This is a genomic window from Nostoc sp., assembly GCF_036917535.1.
Classification (GTDB): Bacteria; Cyanobacteriota; Cyanobacteriia; order Cyanobacteriales; family Nostocaceae; genus Nostoc.
Window position 1 is genome coordinate 12,517 of record NZ_JBALDA010000031.1, and the last position, 19,240, is coordinate 31,756.

Below are 19,240 nucleotides of genomic sequence, written 5' to 3' on the forward strand. Positions count from 1 at the left end.
AAATCTGTGAGAAAATAATATTGTTATCTTATAGCCAGTGCAATGCCAACGGTGGGCTACGATTTATGATTTCTACTAATTATGCCTTATAGTCAGTTTACAACTATCAGTAAAGTTAAAGAAGCCTTCGGGTTAAAAACACAGGAGGGTGGGCGATTCATTCCTGCCACCGAACCCATTGAAGCATCTGCAACACTGACGGCATATCTTGAAGAAAGTCTGCCACTAGCTTCTTCGTCAAGTGAAAAAGCTCGTTCTGAAGGAATAATTTACCCTGTATTATTAGAAGTTAGACGAATATTAAATCGCCAAATTAGCTTATTCTCAGGAGAAGATTTTACAGTCGATGAGGCAGTTGGACTGAATGGAATGTGTGATTTTCTTCTGAGTCGTTCGCCGGAAGTACTAGAAATTGAAGCGCCTGCAATTGTGATTGTGGAAGCAAAAAAAGCAGATTTAAGAACTGGATTTGGACAATGTATTGCAGAAATGGTTGCAGCACAAAAATTTAATGCTGCCAAAAATCGTCCAGTTGCCGTAATCTATGGTTCTATTAGCAGTGGTACGCAATGGCGATTCCTGAAGTTGGAGGATAATCTTGTCACTATCGACTTGATCGATTATCCTCTTCCACCTGTAGAACAAATTCTCGGATTTTTTGTTTGGATGGTTAAAAACAGTTGATAGATGCGTTGCCTTTGGCGTAGCTCGCCGCAGGCATCGCATTGCAGTATGATATTACCTCACAAACAAATCTGTGACAAAATAATATTGTTGTTTTATAGCCAATGCGATCGCCTAAGACCTATGATTTCTACCATCTCGCGCCGCTACAGCTTGGATGAATATCGTGCGATCGAAGAAAAAGCCGAAGGACGCAGCGAATATCGAGATGGAGAAATTGTACCCATGCCTGGAGGAACCCTTAAACACAGCCGCATCGGTGGAAACATTTTTGCCTTTCTCAAGTTTCTGCTGCGCGATACTCAATTCGAGCCAATTAACAGCGATTTACGGCTGTGGATTCCTGAACATCGACGCGGAGTATATCCAGATGTAATGGTTTTTGACGGCGAACCGCAACTAAATGCTGAACGTTTAGATGAAGTCTTGAATCCAACACTGATTGTTGAAGTTTTATCTCCTTCCACCGCAGATTACGACCGACTGAGTAAATTTCGGATGTATCGCTCAATTGCAAGTTTTAGCGAATATTTATTAGTCGAGCAGGATGAACCTTTTGTGGAACGCTATAGTAAACAAGCTCAAGGTTGGTTGCTCAGTGATTTTAGCGGCTTAGAGTTATCTATTTCTTTGGATTCAGTTAGTATTGAATTGCCGATGGCGGAAATTTATCGCGGCATTGTTTTTGAGTAAATGAGTTTTGGTTGAATGTATTGTGCTTCGTAACAATGTATGCTTTGGAAGGGGTGCGATCACCCTTCTGATTTCAGTAGTTGAGCAAATTTATGTGCGGCAGCTTGGGAATTAAGCGGCAATCAAATATGATATCTTAAGGATGCGATCATCATACTTATTAGCTCATTTCATCTTCTAAAATATTTGATCGGGTCATCTTTAATCCCATTACCTCACGAGTATATTGCTGTCCCCATTCAGGACACTTTAATTTCGGAGGTTTTCCGCTTAGTGTTTCCTCTACTTTTGCAAATATACAAGCGAGAGTTGCAGGGTTCATTCGACCTTCACCAAAGTGAATAGTTGCATTTTGCATCTCCTTCCAAAATAATTCCTTTAGTTGGTCTGCTTGTGATTCATTTAGTCCAATACCTATAAATGGTCGCCGTCCAAACATTTGCTCAAACTCAAAGTAGCCACGAATTGACCAATATGAGTCATAGAAGGGTACACAAGTTGCACGAAGCCATATCCACATAAAATGTGGGTCAGCAACATTAGGAGCTTCTCGGTGACAACGACGGCACAGTAAAACGAGATTGGATGGAGTATCCAAACCTCCAAGGGAATCAGGAACTATGTGACATCGCTCAAGGCGTGACTGATATCCACAACGCCAACACCGCTTATAAGCATCTGACCAATCAATAGCAAGACCACTCTCGTCTTCGTGCCTTGCCCAATAGCGGACAATATCTTGCTGGGAAGTTTCAATAGGTTTTCGTTTTTTCATTTAACTAAAATTTGTTAAGTTTAACAGTAAAGTTAATAGTTATTTTGTACTATTTCAGATAATATGGCACATACTCATCTATATAATTAACAGAACTAAATACTTTCTGTAATTTCAACGACTTGAAAATTTTTCTGTAAATCATGTTTGAACTGATTGCATGTTATTGTTGCATCTGTAATGCTAATACTTCCACTACGCGAGCGCCTGGTAATTGCCGCTATAATCTTTACACTAGTTATTGCAGCAATAAATACCTAACTATTGAAAGCCAGATCAAATAGCCCTAAAACCCAAGCTGATCCAGTTTCGTTTCTATAGCCCTACTTTTTTAATTTAGATTTCTATCCAAAATAGCTATTCCCAGTCTTCATACCTTAAGCCATCAATACGACTAAATTCACGGGTATTGTGGGTGACAAGGGTGAGGTTGTTTGCTAAGGCGATCGCAGCAATTAACAAATCATTTGCTCCAATTGGAGTCCCCAAAGCATTCAGACGAGCGCGAATATTTCCAGCTATTTTTGCAGCTTGACGATCCAATGGTAAATCAGCAAACTCAGCAAATAAATTTTCTATATGAGTGAGATTTCTATTAACGTTCGTGCTTTTGTAAGCTCCGTAATATAGTTCGCTATAAACAACCGTACAGATGTAAATTTCCCTAGAAGGAATTAATAAAGTTTTTTGAGTAACAGGTGAACTTGGTGAATTTAGAATTTGGATACACGCATTTGTATCTAAGAGGTAGGCCATTGAATCTCCTCCCGTTCTTCAAAAGGAAGCTGTTCTGGACGTTCAAGCGGCTCACCTTCCCAACTACCTATTACTTCTTCAACAAATTTCCGAGAGTATCCTAGTTCTTCCGGCATTTTGGTTGGAGACTGTGAAGATTTTGGCATAAGAGGTTGAAAGACAATCACTACATCTAATTCTTGATTGGCAACTTCAGGCGGAAGCTGGATTTGCAGAATTCCATCATCACCAATATATGTTCTAATTTTAATGCTATCCATAACTGACCTCCAAGTTGATTATATTATCAGTATTTGGGCAAGTTTAACTTTGTGTATAAACCATTTCCATTTTCAACTTTTCAATCTCCAACTTTAACTTATCATTCTCTATCCTCAATTTAGCATTCTCCTCCCTAATCAACTCAACTTCATTTCTCTTACTCAACGCCTGATTAATCGCCAACTTCCGCATGTCCAGCGAAAACCAACGCTGATAAGTTTGTGTGTGAACTTGCACACTATGCCCCAAATTATCCGCCGCCGCTTTAATTGGTATTCCTAGAATATGCGCCCGAATTGCCCAAGCATGACGTAAATCATAGGGTTTAAAATCCAATCCTATCTTGCGAAACCACCAACTAACTCGCTGTGTTAACGCTGTTATCTCAGCATGATTGGTGTTATCTTTTTTAGCGATCGCACTTCTCAACATCTCTAAATATTTAGGATTTCTCAAATCAAACTCCTCAATCCATTGCCGATATAATGGTAGTGCTTGTCTCTCACCAGTCTTGCAATCCTGATGAACTTTCCATGTCAAATCTGTATTTTCTTGACTTAACCACCAATCAATATCAGGATTAATAAACAGTTCCCTTGGACGTAAACCAAAAACGGCTAACATTCCATACGTCCAGCGCCAAAGTTGCCAGCTATCTTGAACATTTTGATTAACTTGATTACCTCTACTATTAAGATGATCTTCAAACTTAATAATCCCTTCAGATATCTCCGTATCAGTCGGTATATTTCGGTAACTATTCTCAGGCGTTTTGGAATATTTAGATAAATCGATTTCAATTTTGAATGTCAAGCAAAATGCAGCAATTGCTCTAGCTGCATTATACTTAGCCCATTCTTTATCGATTCGTTCTATGGAACTTATCAAGTTCTCAGCATTAGCTAAATCTTGAGGATTTGTAAATCTTTTGGTTCGGGAAAAATAATAAAAAAAAGTATGCTCGCTTTTAGTTGTACGTTTATGAGTTTTAAAATACTCAGTTTCAAATTCTTTGAGTAATTCTCCTATTGTTTGAAATTCTTTTCTAATTGTTTCATTTCCGAAATATTTATCATTCCATTCAAAAGTTTTACGAGCAATTAACTTTCCTAATTCATAGGCTTCTTCCTCAGCCGTCTTGAGTCCATCCAAATTAGCGGGAATACTCAAACTGAGATTGTATTGCTTTCTCCCAGTACCATTGCTATCTTTGTCTCCCGGTTTAATTGGTAACGTCGCCCGTAATTGCAGACTTCCATTCGATTCTCTAATTGTCACCTTTGCCTTTGCAGACTTCAAACGCAGATTAACCTTTTCTAATTCCAGTAGTACTTTCGTTTTCATCGTGCGTTCTTTGTTGCGGTGATTGCAGAGATGAACATAAACATCGGCTCAGAACAATATTTAGATGATGCGTGAGTCCTGAACCTGATTATGCATCGCTGTGTTTTTAGCCTATATTTAGCCTCAAAATAAATGTGTTATCGGCGAACAATGTTTATCTCTGACACTGTTTACTGCAAACATTAGGCTGTTGAAAAGAATTAAACCACAAAAAGGATTACTCCGGCCCTTATCACGGTTATGACGGCTTTGCCATTTTCGCTCGTGATATGGACTTGGCACTCAATAGCCCAACTTGGGGATTAATTGGCGCTCCTTGGAATGAAAAAGCTCAGGCTAAGAAGGCTGAAGCTAAGGTTAAGGCTGCCGTCTAGGGAAATGAGAAAGCGATAAGTAAGGATAACCTGGGGCTAAAACCCCAGGGGGGAGTTGGGAATCCAAAATTCAAAACTGAAAAATTAAAATTTCTTTTGATTTTTGCATTTTGAATTTTGAATCATATTCCCATCTCCCTAGTAGAGACGCGATTAATCACGTCTGTACCGGATTAATCGTGTCTCTTTTGCCTCAAATCCTTATTCCTTAATTAGTAAAGAATTCAGTAAGCTTGGAGATCCAAAATGCCTCAGAATCCAGAAAAAATTCAAGACCACGTAGAGTTATTCCACCAACCGGAGTACAAACAGCTATTTGAAAACAAAAAGCAGTTTGAAAATGGTCACGACCCCGAAGAAGTACAACGGGTTGCAGAGTGGACAAAGGGTTGGGATTATCGTGAAAAGAACTTCGCCCGTGAAGCTTTAACTGTTAACCCTGCAAAAGGTTGTCAACCATTAGGAGCAATCTTTGCTGCTGTTGGTTTTGAAGGTACTCTACCTTTTGTTCAAGGTTCTCAAGGTTGCGTTGCTTACTTCCGCACCCACTTAACCCGTCACTACAAAGAACCATTTTCTGGTGTATCTTCTTCAATGACTGAAGATGCAGCCGTGTTTGGTGGTCTGCAAAACATGATTGACGGCTTAGCGAACTCTTACCAACTCTACAAGCCTAAGATGATTGCTGTCTGCACCACCTGTATGGCAGAAGTAATTGGTGATGACTTACAAGCCTTCATCAACAACGCTAAGAGTGCAGGTTCAGTTCCTCAAGATTTCCCAGTACCTTACGCTCACACCCCTAGCTTTGTTGGTTCTCACATCACTGGTTACGACAACATGATGAAGGGAATTCTTTCTAACTTGACCGCAGGTCATAAGAAAGAAACCAGCAATGGTAAAATCAACTTCATTCCAGGTTTTGACACCTACGTAGGCAACAACCGCGAAATCAAGCGGATTGCTTCCTTGTTCGGCTTTGACTACACACTTCTAGCTGACAACAGCGACTACCTGGATTCACCAAATACAGGTGAGTTCGATATGTATCCAACTGCAACAAAGCTAGAAGATGCAGCAGATTCAATTAATGCTAAAGCTACAATTACTCTGCAAGCACACTCCACCGTCAAAACCCGCGAGTACATTGAAAAAGAGTGGAAGCAACCAACCTCAGTTTCTCGTCCTTGGGGTATCAAGGGTACTGATGAGTTCTTGATGAAACTCAGCGAACTGAGTGGTATACCCATTCCCGAAGAATTGGAAGTTGAACGCGGTCGGGCAGTTGATGCCATGACTGACTCTCACGCATGGATTCACGGCAAGCGCTTCGCTATCTACGGCGAACCAGATTTAGTATACAGCGTAGTGGGCTTTATGCTAGAAATGGGTGCTGAACCTGTGCATATCTTGGTTCACAACAGCAACGAAGTATTTGAAGCAGAAATCAAAGAACTGCTTGCTTCTAGCCCCTTCGGTCAAAATGCAACTATTTGGCCCGGTAAAGACTTGTGGCACATGCGTTCTCTGCTGTTCACCGAACCCGTAGACTTCCTTGTTGGTAACACCTACGGTAAGTACCTGTGGCGTGACACCAAGATTCCCCTAGTGAGAATCGGCTACCCCATCATGGATCGTCACCACTTACACCGCTACGCCACCATTGGTTATCAAGGCGTGATCAACTTGCTCAACTGGACTGTAAATACCCTGTTTGAAGAAATCGATCGCAACACCAACATTCCTTCTAAGACAGATATTTCCTACGACTTGATTCGTTAGAAATTGCGTAGAAACACAACGTGTTAATTAAGGGTAGGAAATAATTCTTAATTCGTAATTCGTAATTATGAATTATTTCCTCCTTTTTATTTCTTGCATTTACCTAAGGTATATATAGATGGAAACCATCAATCACACTTACGAACATACTCACACTCATCCTCATCCTAATTACCATCCACCTAACCAGAAAAAACGAGGATGGTTCAACAATCTTCTTAATCCGTTGCGCCGTGTGGTGGATGGAATTCAGGTTAAAAATAATCGCATCGCTCATCTAATTTGCCAAACAATTCCTTGTTGTTGTCCCTTTGAGCGACAAATTAAATTATTTGGACGGTCTATTAATATCCCAGCACTATGTAAACTCAATCCTTTATATGACGAATTTGTAGGATTGCGTTTCCGTGCTCTATCTTACCTCACAGATGTATGTGGAGAGGATGTCACAAAATACATTTGTTAGTCATTAGTCATTGGTCAGTAGAGACGCGACGCCAGTCGCTACAACGGGGAGCCACTGCGGTCTTGGGGTTTCCCCAAGTGGAGCAAGTGGCGTGGGAACCCCCGCAACGCGCTGGCTCATTAATCGCGTCTGTACAATGGTCATTAGTTATTCAAAGGACAAAGGACAATTAGCAATTCAGTACAAGAAGAGAGATGAAAGTCACCCAAAGCAAAATCAACGAACTGCTCACTGAAACAGGATGCGAGCATAATCAGCACAAACAATCCGAAAAGAAAAACAAGTCATGCGCTCAACAGGCACAACCTGGCGCGGCTCAAGGGGGCTGCGCTTTTGATGGTGCAATGATTTCCCTAGTGCCGATCGCAGATGCTGCTCATTTAGTCCACGGGCCGATCGCCTGTGCTGGTAATTCCTGGGGTAGTCGTGGTAGTCTGTCGTCTGGCCCGCAACTCTACAAAATGGGCTTTACCACTGACTTGGGTGAAAATGATGTCATCTTCGGTGGCGAAAAGAAACTCTATAAAGCGATTCTAGAACTCAAAGAGCGCTACCAACCAGCAGCAGTATTCGTCTACGCCACTTGCGTTACAGCCTTAATTGGCGATGATATGGATGCTGTCTGCAAAGCTGCGGCTGAAAAAATTGGTATTCCTGTTGTTCCCGTCATTGCCCCAGGATTCATTGGCAGTAAAAATCTCGGCAACCGTTTTGGCGGTGAATCTTTGTTAGAATATGTTGTCGGCACAGCAGAACCGGAACATACAACGCCTTATGATATTAACTTAATCGGTGAATACAACATCGCCGGTGAAATGTGGGGAGTAACACCACTGTTAGAGAAATTAGGCATCCGGATTTTGTCTAAAATTACGGGCGATGCTCGCTACAATGAAATTCGCTACGCCCACCGCGCCAAGCTCAACGTCATGATCTGCTCACGAGCGTTGCTGAATATGGCGAGAAAGATGGAGGAACGTTACAACATCCCCTACATTGAAGAGTCTTTTTACGGCATCGATGATATGAATCGCTGTCTGCGAAACATCGCTGCTAAATTAGGCGACGCTGACTTACAGGAGCGGACAGAAAAGCTAATTGCAGAAGAAACGGCTGCTTTAGATTTGGCATTAGCTCCCTATCGCGCTCGACTCAAAGGTAAACGGGTTGTGTTGTATACAGGTGGTGTCAAGAGTTGGTCGATTATATCGGCTGCTAGGGATTTAGGTATTGAAGTTGTTGCTACCAGTACTCGCAAAAGTACTGAAGAAGATAAAGCCAAAATCAAAAAGTTGCTCGGCAACGATGGCATCATGTTGGAGAAGGGCAACGCCAAGGAATTGCTACAAGTGGTTAAAAACACTAAAGCAGATATGCTGATTGCTGGTGGACGTAACCAATATACCGCTTTGAAAGCTCGAATTCCTTTCCTTGATATTAACCAAGAACGCCATCATCCTTATGCAGGTTATGTGGGAATGATTGAGATGGCGCGGGAATTGTACGAAGCTCTCTATAGCCCGATTTGGGAACAAATACGCAAACCCGCTCCTTGGGACGAGGAGGCTGTTTAATGGCGATCGTTACCACTTCTAACAAAGCACTGACAGTTAATCCCCTCAAGCAAAGTCAAGCTTTGGGTGCAACCTTAGCCTTTTTGGGATTGAAAGGGACAATGCCCTTATTCCACGGTGCTCAAGGTTGTACTGCTTTCGCCAAAGTTGTCCTGGTGCGGCATTTCCGGGAAGCGATTCCCTTAGCTACCACAGCGATGACGGAAGTCACTACTATTTTGGGTGGTGAAGAGAATGTAGAGCAAGCAATTCTGACTCTGGTAGAAAAAGCTAACCCAGAAATTATTGGTTTATGTACTACTGGGTTGACTGAAACTAGAGGTGATGACGTCGAGGGTTTTCTGAAAGAAATCCGCGATCGCCATCCCGAATTGAATAATTTAGCGATCGTTTTTGCACCTACCCCAGATTTTAAAGGTGCGTTGCAAGATGGCTTTGCCGTGGCTGTGGAAAGCATAGTTAAGGAAATTCCTCGTGCAGGTGAAATCAGAACTGAACAAGTGACGATTTTGGCGAGTTCTGCCTTCACACCTGGGGATGTACAGGAAATCAAAGAGATAGTCACGTCCTTTGGATTAGTGCCGATCTTTGTACCTGACCTTGGCGCTTCTTTAGATGGTCATTTAGAGGATGGTTATAGTGCGATTACAGTCAGTGGCACTAGCTTAAAACAGCTACGAGAAGTAGGTAGCTCTGCTTTCACCCTCGCATTAGGTGAAAGTATGCGGGGGGCTGCCAGGATTCTCGAAGAACGCTTTGACACGCCTTATGAGGTGTTTAGCGAACTGACAGGATTAGAACCAGTAGATGAATTTATCCAAGCATTGGCGTTTCTGAGCGGTAATAGCGTACCCGAAAAATACCGCCGCCAACGTCGTCAGTTGCAAGACGCGATGCTGGATACCCACTTTTACTTCGGTGCAAAACGAGTTTCCTTAGCATTGGAACCAGATTTGCTATGGTCAACAGTGCATTTCCTGCAATCGATGGGAGCGCAAATTCATGCGGCGGTGACAACCACGCGATCGCCCCTACTAGAACAACTCCCGGTGAAAAGCGTCACCATCGGCGATTTGGAAGACTTTGAGAGTTTAATAGATGGCTCTGATTTGCTGATTGGTAACTCGAATGTCAGTGCGATCGCAAAACAGCTCTCAGTTCCTCTTTATCGTCTAGGATTGCCCATTTATGACCGCTTAGGTAATGGTCAATTTACCAAAGTTGGCTATCGAGGCACTATAGAATTTGTATTTGGCATCGGCAACCTGTTTTTAGAACAAGAAGAGTCATTAGTAACTAGTCATTCGTCATTAGTAAGTAATACCAATTTGAAAAAATAATGCGACAAATAGACCATTTGTAGAGACGCGATTCATCGCGTCTTTACCCAAGGATGTGTTGCAATCATTAATTGAATTGGTATAACAAATGACAAATGCTCAACGACAAATGACATAGACGCACCAGCGGCTTCCCGCAGGGTAGGACAAATGACAAAGGACAAATTACGATGAAAATTGGCTTCACCACGAGTGACCGAGTTCATATTAATGCTCATTTTGGAGCAGCAGATGAGATTGATGTTTATGAAATCTCGGATGAAGGATATAAATTCCTAGAGACTCGTAACTTTGATGACGACATCCAAGAAGATAACAATGAGAGTAGACTCGCACCAAAACTTGCGGCTCTAGAGGACTGCACAATTATTTATGTTATGGCAATTGGTGGTAGTGCTGCGGCTCGGTTAATCAAGAAAGGTGTCACCCCAGTAAAGGCGCGATCAGAAGAAGAAGAAATTAGCGAAGTGCTAACTAAGCTAGTCAAAACCCTCAAAGGTAATCCTCCACCTTGGTTGCGTAAAGCTTTACAGCAAAAAACCTCAAATTTTGCCGATGAAGTTGAAAATGAAGCAACAGTATGACCGCAAATAATAGTGTTAACGGAACCGCTACAGCTGAAGTCTTGAACTCACCTTTTCTGAAGGTATTAATTAAACAAATTCGTGGTCAAGACAGTTATGGAGTTTATCGTACTTGGTCGGATGAGTTGATTCTCAAACCCTTTCTTGTCACCAAACAAAAAAAACGAGAAATCTCCCTTGAGGGCGAAGTCGATCCGATAACTCAAGCTCGGATTATGGCATTTTTTCGAGCTGTAGCTGCTGGGATTGAACAAGAAACAGGTTTGATATCTCAGGTTGTAGTTGATTTGAGCCATGAAGGATTTGGCTGGGCGCTAGTTTTTTCTGGTCGTCTTTTGTTAACTGTGAAAACCCTGCGAGATGCTCATCGCTTTGGCTTTGACTCACTGGATAAATTAGCCGAAGAGGGAGAAAACTACGTCAAAAAAGGGCTTGATTTGGCAAAGCGCTTTCCTGAAATTGGCAATATTTAATTAGTCATTAGTCATTGGTCATTGGTTATTAGTAAAAGACAAATGACCAATGACATAGACGCTTCTGCGGCTTCCCGCAGGGTAGGACAAAGGACATAGACGCGCCAGCGGCTTCCCGCAGGGTAGGACAAATGACAATTGAGGAACTACAAGGACAAATCAGACGGCTAAACAGCAAAGCAGGTCAAATGAAAATGGATCTGCATGATTTAGCTGAAGGTCTGCCAACAGATTACACACAACTTATGGATGTTGCAGCTGCAACTTATGAAATCTATCGCCAGTTAGATGAACTCAAGCAACATCTGAAACAATTGGAGAATGCTAAATGATCTAGGAGAAAAAGCATACAAACCCCTAATTTCTGGGGATTGTTAATTTTGAATTTTGAATTTTGAATTTTGAATTCGGAGCGAAGCGACGTGACTGGAACTATTGATGAATTCAAGAAACTCGTAGATGCAGAAGAATTTTTTCAATTCTTTAATATGTCCTACGATTTAGAAGTTGTGAATGTAAATCGTCTACATATTCTGAAAAAGTTTTCTCAATACATCCAGGAAATTGATGATAATTCTCCTGACTTGAGTCAAGAAGAGAAATTAAATCAATATTCTTTGGCTTTACAAAAAGCTTATCAGGTATTTATCGAATCAACACCCCACGAACAAAAGCTGTTCAAAGTGTTTAATGACAAGCCAAAAAATGTAGTCACACTGACAGAAATCACTTCTGATTAGGAGGTATAAATTGGTTAACCTGACGCCTACCGAATTAGAACGCTATCGTCGCCAAATGATGCTTCCGAATTTTGGCGAAACAGCACAGAAGCGCCTGAAGTCAGCGACAGTTCTGGTTACAGGTGTGGGAGGATTAGGCGGTACGGCGGCGCTTTACCTAGCAGTAGCGGGTGTTGGGCGGCTAATCCTAGTCCGGGGTGGCGACTTGCGGCTAGATGATATGAATCGTCAGGTTCTCATGACTGATGATTGGGTAGGTAAGCCAAGGGTATTCAAAGCTAAAGAAACTTTGGATGCGATTAATCCTGATGTCCAAGTGGAAGCTGTTCATGATTACATCACCCCAGAAAATGTAGACTCATTAGTGCAATCCGCCGATATGGCTCTTGATTGCGCCCACAACTTTACAGAGCGCAATTTGTTAAATGAAGCCTGTGTGCGCTGGCGTAAGCCAATGGTGGAAGCCGCAATGAATGGGATGGAGGCTTACCTGACAACGATTATTCCTGGTGTGACTCCTTGTTTGTCCTGTCTGTTTCCAGAAAAGCCTGATTGGGATCAGCGCGGCTTTTCAGTTTTAGGCGCTGTTTCTGGGACACTAGCTTGTCTAACAGCTTTGGAAGCTATCAAGCTGATTACCGGGTTTAGTCAGCCTCTATTATCGCAATTGCTGACAATCGACTTAAATCGGATGGAATTTGCTAAACGCCGTTCTTACCGCGATCGCTCTTGTCCAGTATGCGGTAATAATGCGCCTTGGAGACACGCGCAATCAAATTCGATGGAAGCTACAGGTATTGCACAGAATAGTCATTAGTCATTGGTGAGCCAGTGCGGTCTTCTCCCAAGGGGAGACGCCAAAGGCGATAGCGCAGCGTTAGCGAGTCATCGAGCGTCTGGGGGTTTCCCCGATGAGCAACTGGTGTTAGCGCAGCGTTAGCGACGCAGGAGCGTCACCCGAAGGGTCATTAGCAAAAGACAAAAGACAAATGACAACCCACATTTGAAATCAGAACACCTAATCGCTACAAATCAGGAGAACTAATGGCCATTATTTTATCAGAAAAAGCAGAATTTCGGCTGCGGGCATTCCTTAAGGGTTCCGCACCCGACGCTGATGGCGCAACTAAAGGTGTCCGCATCTCTGTAAAAGATGGTGGTTGCAGTGGCTATGAATATGCGATGGATATCACCAGCAAGCCCCAACCAGATGATTTAGTAAGTCAGCAAGGCAAAGTACTGGTTTACGTTGATGCCAAAAGTGCGCCTTTATTAGACGGAGTTATCGTTGACTTCGTTGAAGGAGTGATGGAAAGCGGTTTTAAATTCATCAACCCCAATGCAACTGATAACTGCGGTTGTGGAAAGTCTTTCAAAGCAGGCGACTGTACGCCTACTGGTGTACCTTGCAAGTAACATCATTCTGTTAGCGTCAAGTCTAATTATAGAGATTTCCCATAGACGCACTCTGCAAAGTTTCAATGCCCTTGAGATAGCTTCTAGTTCGCGTTGCATCCCTTATCCCTGTAGAGAAGCTGACTGAACTTAGTATCTCTATAAGAAGAAGGAAAGCAAAAAGTTAGGATAGGTTGCTCAAAAACTTCGGAAATTACACCAACTGTATAACGTTTGAGGAGAATCGGTAAATGGCTTCCTACCAAGTTAGATTAATCAACAAAAAAGAAGACATCGACACCACTATTGAAGTTGATGAAGAGACAACCATTTTAGAAGCAGCAGAAGAAAATGGCATTGAGTTGCCCTTTTCATGTCATGCAGGCTCCTGCTCTAGCTGTGTTGGTAAAGTTGTTGAAGGTGAAGTTAATCAAGACGATCAAAACTTTTTAGATGACGATCAGGTTTCTAAAGGGTACGCTCTACTTTGTGTAACTTATCCTCGTTCTAATTGCACAATTAAAACACATCAAGAAGCATATCTGGTCTAAATTATTACTTTGGCTGCTCCCTTTTGCAACTAAATAAAAAATTAAGGATGAAGGATGAAAATATACTTCCTTCTTCCTTTCACAATTCCTAATTTATAATTTTCATTTCTTAAAAATCTAATATTATTGCTGTAATTACGCTTGACTATGCTATTGGACTCTTTTAGTCACTTAGTTATATAAACTAAATACAATTTGATATCAAAAATAGAGTGGCTTGCAAAGGAAGCCAACTCTATTTTTTAATCAACAGCAACTATCACATCTGATGATTTAATCACAGCATAAGCCTGCTTACCTTCTGCAAGTGATAGCTTTTCTGCTGATGATTTTGTAATGATTGACACTAGCTCTACTCCTGGCCCTAGTTCTAAAGTTACCTCAGTATTAACTGAACCATGTACAACTTTTTTGACAGTACCCTTAAGAGAATTACGAGCGCTAATTTCCATCTTTTTAATTCGCTAAATTGAACTATTTATACTTTAGTAAGTTAACAAGTTTTTATTTTAAAAATAGCTTTTTTTAAGATATCTTAATAATTTTGAAATAATTCTCATTTACTTAACAGTAGTATTTCTGCTTGACGAGCATTACACAAATGGGTGGGGCGGTCATTTGCTCCAAAAAGTAAGATAAAAATTAAAAAAAACTAACTATTGATGAATATTATCATCAATTTAATATAGCTATTTAATTGTGTATAAACACTGAGGTCATAAAAAATTTACGTACTTATAATAACTAGACTAAAAAGAGGTTTATATTGTGCAGGATCGACTTAATACAGCAAGACAAAATCTATTTTTTGAATACTTAAGTCCAGGTGTAGGTGTAGGATTTCCTGTTCCTAAAGACTGGTTGCCAATAACAAGTTTTCCTTTACTAATCATAGTAGGTATGACTGGCGTGGGAAAAAGCACAATCACAAAAGCTTTGGTTGAAGAAGGTTTGGATTTCACACTTTTACCTAATCGTCGTATTTTAACCGAACGCGTAATAATTGCGCCAATGTTAAAAATGCAAGAGAAACTTATGCAACCCCATTGCCGGATTAAACGCCTAACTTATACTCGCCTTTATCGAGAATACTTCCCTGGTGGAATGGGTCACATTTTAGCTTCGCTACACATCAATCCACAACAAGTCAACTCTATGTTAGTTTTCGATAGTTTGCGTGGTGAAAATGAGGTTAGCTATGTAGCTAAGGTTTTAAAAAATGCTAAATTTGTAATATTGACTGCACCAAATACAGTGCGTTTAGAAAGACTTTTGAAACGTCATGATTCTTTTGATTGGATTGCTAGTCAAGAGTTAGATGATAATAGGCAAACTATCCCAGAACCACTGACAAACTTTGCTAGTTTGGGCGTACAAGAGGCTTCTGCTTATTTTACTCTTAAAGAAGAACAAGAAATCTTAGAACTTGTAGGTAAACAAGTTGTCACAGGTATAGAATTGCGGAACAAACTAAAAATATTTGTCGAAGAGAGTCAAAACTATGATTCGGTTCCTACGAAACAGATTTTAGAAGCGATGGCTTGTAGCGATCGCTCTCTTATAATTGATACTATACTCAGTCCCCAAGAATCAGCTAAAGCAATTATTTCTCAATTATGTAAATATGGTGATATTAAAACTAACAAGTAAATATCAAGGAATACTGATGAATCGAACCAACAGTCAAAATTTGAGTGAAGCAACAACCCAATGGCTAATAAAAATTAGTACAACTTGACCCAAATTATATAGATGCTTCAACACAGCCATCTTCATTTAAAGTTTATCCCAAGTTTTATCGGAGAGTGAAATTAAATCTCAATAATCCTGTTCATGCTTTTATCTCATTAACTAGTGCGATAACACTAGAAAAAGTATATAAAGATGGCCCATTAAAATTACGGGTAAATCCATCAGCAGGCGCTCTGTATCCTACAGAAGTTTACGTACAGGTTCGCCGTATTGAGGGAATAGTAAATGATATATACCATCTAGAAGTTGAGAATAATTGTCTAACTCTTATCTATGAATTAATTGATGATGGGTTAGAAAGTTATATTATACCGGGTAAAAGTATCAACGGATTCATCTTTTTAATTAGTTGTGTTTATTATAGGTCTAGCTGGAAATATCAAAACAGGAGCATAAGATATTGCTTCTTAGATAGCGGACATCATTTAGGTGCAATCGCAGCTTCAGCTTATCTCCATAAAAAAGATATACAACTAGTTTTTGACTTTGATAAACTTGTGCTCAATTCAGATTTGGGTTTTGAGAATAAAGAGTTTATCACTGCTTGTGCGGTGTCAGGAGAAATACAAGACAAGAAAATCAGACGTTTAAGGCTGAAAGTTCTTTTTGTCTGGGGTAATGATTATTTTGAATCCAATCAATTTATTGAAGATGCCTATCAAGCAACTGCTCTACAAAAGAGTTGCCAGCAGAAATTAGAGTATCCTCAATTTGATTTTAACCAGGATAAATTTTACCAAACTGTTTGGGATAGACGTTCTATTAGACGTTTCCGGAAATAGTCTATTTCTCAAGAAGATTATTTATATGTAATGCAACAACTTCAACAGCCAATACCGACAGAAAATTATGAAGAGATAGAACTTTACTCAGTGGTGCATCGGGTAGAGGGAATGACACCTGGGTTATATAGAGGTACATATCTGGTTAAAACGGGTAATTTTAGTGAAAAAACAGGTTACTTTAGAAACAAATAAAGATGTACTTTATGGAATGGTGATTGGAATATAAGCAGGAAGCTAAAGAGAGATGGCTAGAAAGATGTATTACTTAAATGGTGATGACTCACATCCTATACAACCGACATCTGCGGATATTATACTGCGGCAACAACTAGAAGATTCTATAAGTAGATACTTTTATGAAGCTTGCGATCGCACGATTCAAAATCTTCTATCTAATTGTCGGTGGTATGTTACAACTCATGCCAATGCTCTGACATTGGTAATTGAATGTCCCGATCAAGTTACTAATTGGCGTGTTTTACAACAAATTGTGCCAATGGGGACATTGCTATATGGAATTGTTAACAGTGCTAAAATCCGTGTTTGTCCGCCAGAAAGTCAAGGCATACCTTTTGAAATGAGGGTAGATGAACTTTCTGTTTATCGAGATTGGGCGTAATTCGATTTTAGATTTTGGATTGTTAATTAAAAGTTAATATTCTGGCTGATAAGTGCAGCTACCTCTTCAAAAACCAAATCAGCAGAATGTTTGACAACAGGACTTAACTCTAGTCCTAAACCAAGATTTGCCGCCTCAATCAAATAAACAGTCACATCTTCGGGAAAATCATTTTGAAAGATTTTCCGTCCGGCGGCTAAAGCATTATCCCAACGAAAATCGTGCAAGTTATAACTAGGTTCTGGCAAAGCTTCCAGTTCTTTTCCTGGAACTTTAAACACAGCACCCGGTTCTGAACCAGTTGAACTTGCATCAATAATTACTAATTGTTTACTACCTTTAGCTTGAAACATTACTTCCATCCCTGCGGTGCCACAGTCATAAACTCGCACATGAGGATGAGGATTTTCAACTAGATATTTTTGTAAGCGTTGGGCAATGATTACGCCTACTGCATCGTCATTGCGATTTAGATTGCCGCAACCGATAATAGTTAGCATGGGATGAGATTTAATTGTTTAAGCAGTTGCAAATTCTGTGAAAGCGCGATCGCTCGGAGGATGGAAAGCTAACACAATATCAATATCAAGTCTAATTTTGACTTTTCTAGTGTTTTGTTTCGACAACTTAACTGGCATTACTTTACGTGGGGTGTAATTATAAATTTGTCTACGGGTCGATCGCAATTCAACAATTAACGGTAATTAAAGTTTATACTTCAGGAAATCATTAGTGATTAAAACAGAGGCTCTGACTAATAATATAGACAAAGCCTCTGAAAAATAATTTATCAGCAGTAAACTAGAATTCTACACCATGTTTCTTGGAAACTTCAGTCAGTTTCTCATACTGATCTTGTGATACTTTAGTTAATATCTCTTCAGCCTGTTCTTTAGTACTTCCTTCTTTAGGAATTAAATACTTAACATAAAGAGATACAAAATCAGCTGCGATCGCTAAACCGGATAAAGCATGTTTGTCAGCTTCCTTACCAGCGATCGCAGCTACCAAACCTGCTTTAATGGGGTCTGGTTTAACTTTCATGAACTGATCAACAAGTTTTGGAACGTAGTCTGCTGGTGGCAAATTATCTAACTTACTTCTATCAGGAGTAAAGTTACATTCTGCGGCTTTTGCCTGCTCTACAACACACCATTCGATGAATTCTTGCAATGCTGCATCGGGAACGCGAGGAAGATAATTATGGAGCGCTAAATCAGACACAAGCTTACCTTGTAAATTTCTGTTTTGTTGAAGTAATTAACGCAAGCCTAACGCACTGTTTCTATAAGTTTTAGTGTGTTACGCTACGAGTTTTGAATATAAGGCATTGGGAATATAGTATTAGGCATAGGTTATTTCTCCTTTCTTTCACTCACTCTCCACTCCCTGGCTAAAATAGTTGGTGGCGCGATCGCTGTTGTTGGTATTATGGACAGTGCCCAAATACTTAATGCTCACCTTGCTTTTTTCGTAAAGTACTATTATAAAATTAGTTTCCCAGAGGCTACGCTTATGGCTTTAGCATCAAATGGGCGATCGCAAATTATTCGTACAGAATGAGGACTCACGATCGCAGGTACTCGCATCACGTTGTACCAATTCATGGACTACCTCCATACGGGACACCCACCCCAGTTTTTTCGGAATTACTTTCCTCAGATTACAGATGAGCAGTTCGATGCAGCGATGTTTTACATTGATGCCAACCACACTGAAGTTGAAGCAGAGTATCAAATTGTCTTAAAGCAAGCAGAAGAAAATCGGCAATACTGGGAAGACCGTAATCGTGAACACTTTGCCCGTATTGCATTGATTCCATTGAAACCTGATAAAGAAGCTCTTTGGGAGAAGCTCCGGGTGCAGAAAGCAAAGCATGAATCACAAGCATGAACTTTCTGATCGACCACAACATTGAAGGATACGCACGAATTTTACTGGGTAGTATTGCGAGTCAAGGTTGGCTTGAGTTAATTTCCATTGACTTCATCACCTTCAAAGAAATCGATTTGTCGATTTTCAGCAACGACCGAGTAGTTTGGCAAGTTGCTCAAACAAACTGAATGATTTTATTGACTGCAAATCGGAATATGGAAGGCGAAGATTCACTCGAACAAGTGCTGCGTAAGGAAAATGCGCTCAATTCGCTACCTGTGATCACGATTGGTAATGTTGAGCGCTTAGGTGAACCAGATTATCACAATCGGTGTGTTGATCGGATTCTGGAAATTATTTTGGATATTGAAAATGTCATAGGAGTAGGTCGTCTCTATATTCCATGAGGGCTTTCAT

Annotated in this window: 23 protein-coding genes and 4 pseudogenes; 19 read left to right on the plus strand and 8 right to left on the minus strand. The window is 40.5% G+C overall.

The genetic code is table 11. The annotated features are described in order from the left end of the window. Positions 1-81: 81 nt before the first annotated feature. Both V7K56_RS09590 and V7K56_RS09595 read left to right on the plus strand, forming a co-directional pair. Positions 82-684, plus strand: coding sequence for a hypothetical protein (locus V7K56_RS09590; RefSeq protein ID WP_334909850.1), 603 nt, complete (start codon positions 82-84; stop codon positions 682-684). 123 nt (positions 685-807) lie between these two features. Further along, positions 808-1,377, plus strand: a complete 570-nt coding sequence (locus V7K56_RS09595) for a Uma2 family endonuclease (protein ID WP_334909852.1) — start codon at positions 808-810, stop codon at positions 1,375-1,377. 160 nt (positions 1,378-1,537) lie between these two features. Here the strand turns inward: V7K56_RS09595 and V7K56_RS09600 are convergent, their stop codons facing one another. From V7K56_RS09600 to V7K56_RS09615, 4 genes and pseudogenes are all read right to left on the minus strand, one after another. Next, positions 1,538-2,152: an HNH endonuclease gene (locus tag V7K56_RS09600; protein ID WP_334909854.1), complete on the minus strand. Its 615-nt coding sequence runs from the start codon at positions 2,150-2,152 to the stop codon at positions 1,538-1,540. A 357-nt stretch (positions 2,153-2,509) separates the two neighbouring features. Further along, positions 2,510-2,908, minus strand: coding sequence for a type II toxin-antitoxin system VapC family toxin (locus V7K56_RS09605; protein ID WP_334909856.1), 399 nt, complete (start codon positions 2,906-2,908; stop codon positions 2,510-2,512). Beyond that, the gene (locus tag V7K56_RS09610) at positions 2,893-3,168 is read right to left on the minus strand and encodes a hypothetical protein (protein WP_334909858.1); all 276 of its coding nucleotides are present in this window, start codon (positions 3,166-3,168) and stop codon (positions 2,893-2,895) included. Before V7K56_RS09610 ends, V7K56_RS09605 begins: the two co-directional genes overlap by 16 nt. 43 nt (positions 3,169-3,211) lie before the next feature. After that, positions 3,212-4,553: pseudogene (locus V7K56_RS09615) on the minus strand (site-specific integrase); the annotation flags it as partial. Between the two features lie 166 nt (positions 4,554-4,719). On the opposite strand from V7K56_RS09615, the pseudogene V7K56_RS37025 reads away from it, so the two are divergent. The 12 genes and pseudogenes from V7K56_RS37025 to V7K56_RS09670 form a co-directional block, all read left to right on the plus strand. Next, positions 4,720-4,887 (plus strand): annotated as a pseudogene (locus tag V7K56_RS37025) (nitrogenase molybdenum-iron protein alpha chain); the annotation flags it as partial. Positions 4,888-5,133: 246 nt separating this feature from the next. Then, positions 5,134-6,669, plus strand: coding sequence for a nitrogenase molybdenum-iron protein subunit beta (nifK, locus tag V7K56_RS09620; RefSeq protein WP_334909862.1), 1,536 nt, complete (start codon positions 5,134-5,136; stop codon positions 6,667-6,669). A gap of 118 nt (positions 6,670-6,787) precedes the next feature. Next, entirely contained in the window at positions 6,788-7,135 is a 348-nt protein-coding gene (locus tag V7K56_RS09625; protein WP_334909864.1) for a Mo-dependent nitrogenase C-terminal domain-containing protein, read from the plus strand. A 194-nt stretch (positions 7,136-7,329) separates the two neighbouring features. Then, the gene (gene nifE, locus V7K56_RS09630) at positions 7,330-8,709 is read left to right on the plus strand and encodes a nitrogenase iron-molybdenum cofactor biosynthesis protein NifE (protein ID WP_334909866.1); all 1,380 of its coding nucleotides are present in this window, start codon (positions 7,330-7,332) and stop codon (positions 8,707-8,709) included. Then, complete coding sequence (nifN, locus tag V7K56_RS09635; protein ID WP_334909867.1) at positions 8,709-10,049, plus strand: nitrogenase iron-molybdenum cofactor biosynthesis protein NifN; 1,341 nt, start codon at positions 8,709-8,711, stop codon at positions 10,047-10,049. Before nifE ends, nifN begins: the two co-directional genes overlap by 1 nt. A gap of 170 nt (positions 10,050-10,219) precedes the next feature. Continuing rightward, positions 10,220-10,633: a nitrogen fixation protein NifX gene (gene nifX / locus V7K56_RS09640; RefSeq protein ID WP_334909869.1), complete on the plus strand. Its 414-nt coding sequence runs from the start codon at positions 10,220-10,222 to the stop codon at positions 10,631-10,633. Next, on the plus strand, positions 10,630-11,106 hold the full coding sequence (locus V7K56_RS09645; RefSeq protein ID WP_334909871.1) for a NifX-associated nitrogen fixation protein: 477 nt from the start codon (positions 10,630-10,632) through the stop codon (positions 11,104-11,106). Before nifX ends, V7K56_RS09645 begins: the two co-directional genes overlap by 4 nt. Positions 11,107-11,237: 131 nt before the next feature. Next, positions 11,238-11,438: a CCE_0567 family metalloprotein gene (locus V7K56_RS09650; protein WP_185580868.1), complete on the plus strand. Its 201-nt coding sequence runs from the start codon at positions 11,238-11,240 to the stop codon at positions 11,436-11,438. Positions 11,439-11,528: 90 nt separating this feature from the next. After that, positions 11,529-11,846: a nitrogenase-stabilizing/protective protein NifW gene (nifW, locus tag V7K56_RS09655; protein ID WP_334909873.1), complete on the plus strand. Its 318-nt coding sequence runs from the start codon at positions 11,529-11,531 to the stop codon at positions 11,844-11,846. Between the two features lie 10 nt (positions 11,847-11,856). Continuing rightward, positions 11,857-12,663 carry a HesA/MoeB/ThiF family protein gene (locus tag V7K56_RS09660; protein WP_334909875.1) on the plus strand — a complete coding sequence of 269 codons (807 nt, stop codon included), beginning with the start codon at positions 11,857-11,859 and terminating at the stop codon, positions 12,661-12,663. 227 nt (positions 12,664-12,890) lie between these two features. Then, positions 12,891-13,262, plus strand: a complete 372-nt coding sequence (locus tag V7K56_RS09665) for a HesB/IscA family protein (RefSeq protein WP_334909877.1) — start codon at positions 12,891-12,893, stop codon at positions 13,260-13,262. A 230-nt stretch (positions 13,263-13,492) separates the two neighbouring features. Beyond that, positions 13,493-13,792, plus strand: a complete 300-nt coding sequence (locus V7K56_RS09670) for a 2Fe-2S iron-sulfur cluster-binding protein (RefSeq protein ID WP_069069799.1) — start codon at positions 13,493-13,495, stop codon at positions 13,790-13,792. 242 nt (positions 13,793-14,034) lie between these two features. Here V7K56_RS09670 and V7K56_RS09675 read toward each other — a convergent pair whose 3' ends face one another. Next, a complete protein-coding gene (locus tag V7K56_RS09675; RefSeq protein ID WP_334909879.1) occupies positions 14,035-14,244 on the minus strand; it encodes a TOBE domain-containing protein in 210 nt (69 codons plus the stop codon). A gap of 316 nt (positions 14,245-14,560) precedes the next feature. Between V7K56_RS09675 and V7K56_RS09680 the strand changes: the two genes are divergently transcribed. The 3 genes and pseudogenes from V7K56_RS09680 (at position 14,561) to V7K56_RS09690 (ending at position 16,948) form a co-directional block, all read left to right on the plus strand. Beyond that, positions 14,561-15,442, plus strand: a complete 882-nt coding sequence (locus V7K56_RS09680; RefSeq protein ID WP_334909881.1) for an AAA family ATPase — start codon at positions 14,561-14,563, stop codon at positions 15,440-15,442. Between the two features lie 77 nt (positions 15,443-15,519). Continuing rightward, positions 15,520-16,506 (plus strand): annotated as a pseudogene (locus V7K56_RS09685) (SagB/ThcOx family dehydrogenase); the annotation flags it as partial. 67 nt (positions 16,507-16,573) lie between these two features. After that, entirely contained in the window at positions 16,574-16,948 is a 375-nt protein-coding gene (locus V7K56_RS09690) for a hypothetical protein (RefSeq protein ID WP_334909883.1), read from the plus strand. A gap of 26 nt (positions 16,949-16,974) precedes the next feature. Here the strand turns inward: V7K56_RS09690 and V7K56_RS09695 are convergent, their stop codons facing one another. From V7K56_RS09695 to V7K56_RS09705, 3 genes are all read right to left on the minus strand, one after another. Beyond that, positions 16,975-17,448, minus strand: coding sequence for a hydrogenase maturation protease (locus V7K56_RS09695; protein ID WP_334909885.1), 474 nt, complete (start codon positions 17,446-17,448; stop codon positions 16,975-16,977). A gap of 301 nt (positions 17,449-17,749) precedes the next feature. Continuing rightward, a complete protein-coding gene (locus V7K56_RS09700) occupies positions 17,750-18,172 on the minus strand; it encodes a hypothetical protein (protein ID WP_334909887.1) in 423 nt (140 codons plus the stop codon). A 260-nt stretch (positions 18,173-18,432) separates the two neighbouring features. Beyond that, entirely contained in the window at positions 18,433-18,555 is a 123-nt protein-coding gene (locus tag V7K56_RS09705; protein ID WP_334909889.1) for a hypothetical protein, read from the minus strand. Between V7K56_RS09705 and V7K56_RS09710 the strand changes: the two genes are divergently transcribed. After that, entirely contained in the window at positions 18,554-18,841 is a 288-nt protein-coding gene (locus V7K56_RS09710) for a DUF433 domain-containing protein (RefSeq protein ID WP_334909891.1), read from the plus strand. The two genes, V7K56_RS09705 and V7K56_RS09710, sit on opposite strands and share 2 nt — an antisense overlap. Further along, a pseudogene (locus tag V7K56_RS09715) lies at positions 18,838-19,230 on the plus strand (ACP S-malonyltransferase). The gene V7K56_RS09710 and the pseudogene V7K56_RS09715 overlap by 4 nt, the downstream one beginning before the upstream one ends. Positions 19,231-19,240 lie beyond the last annotated feature (10 nt).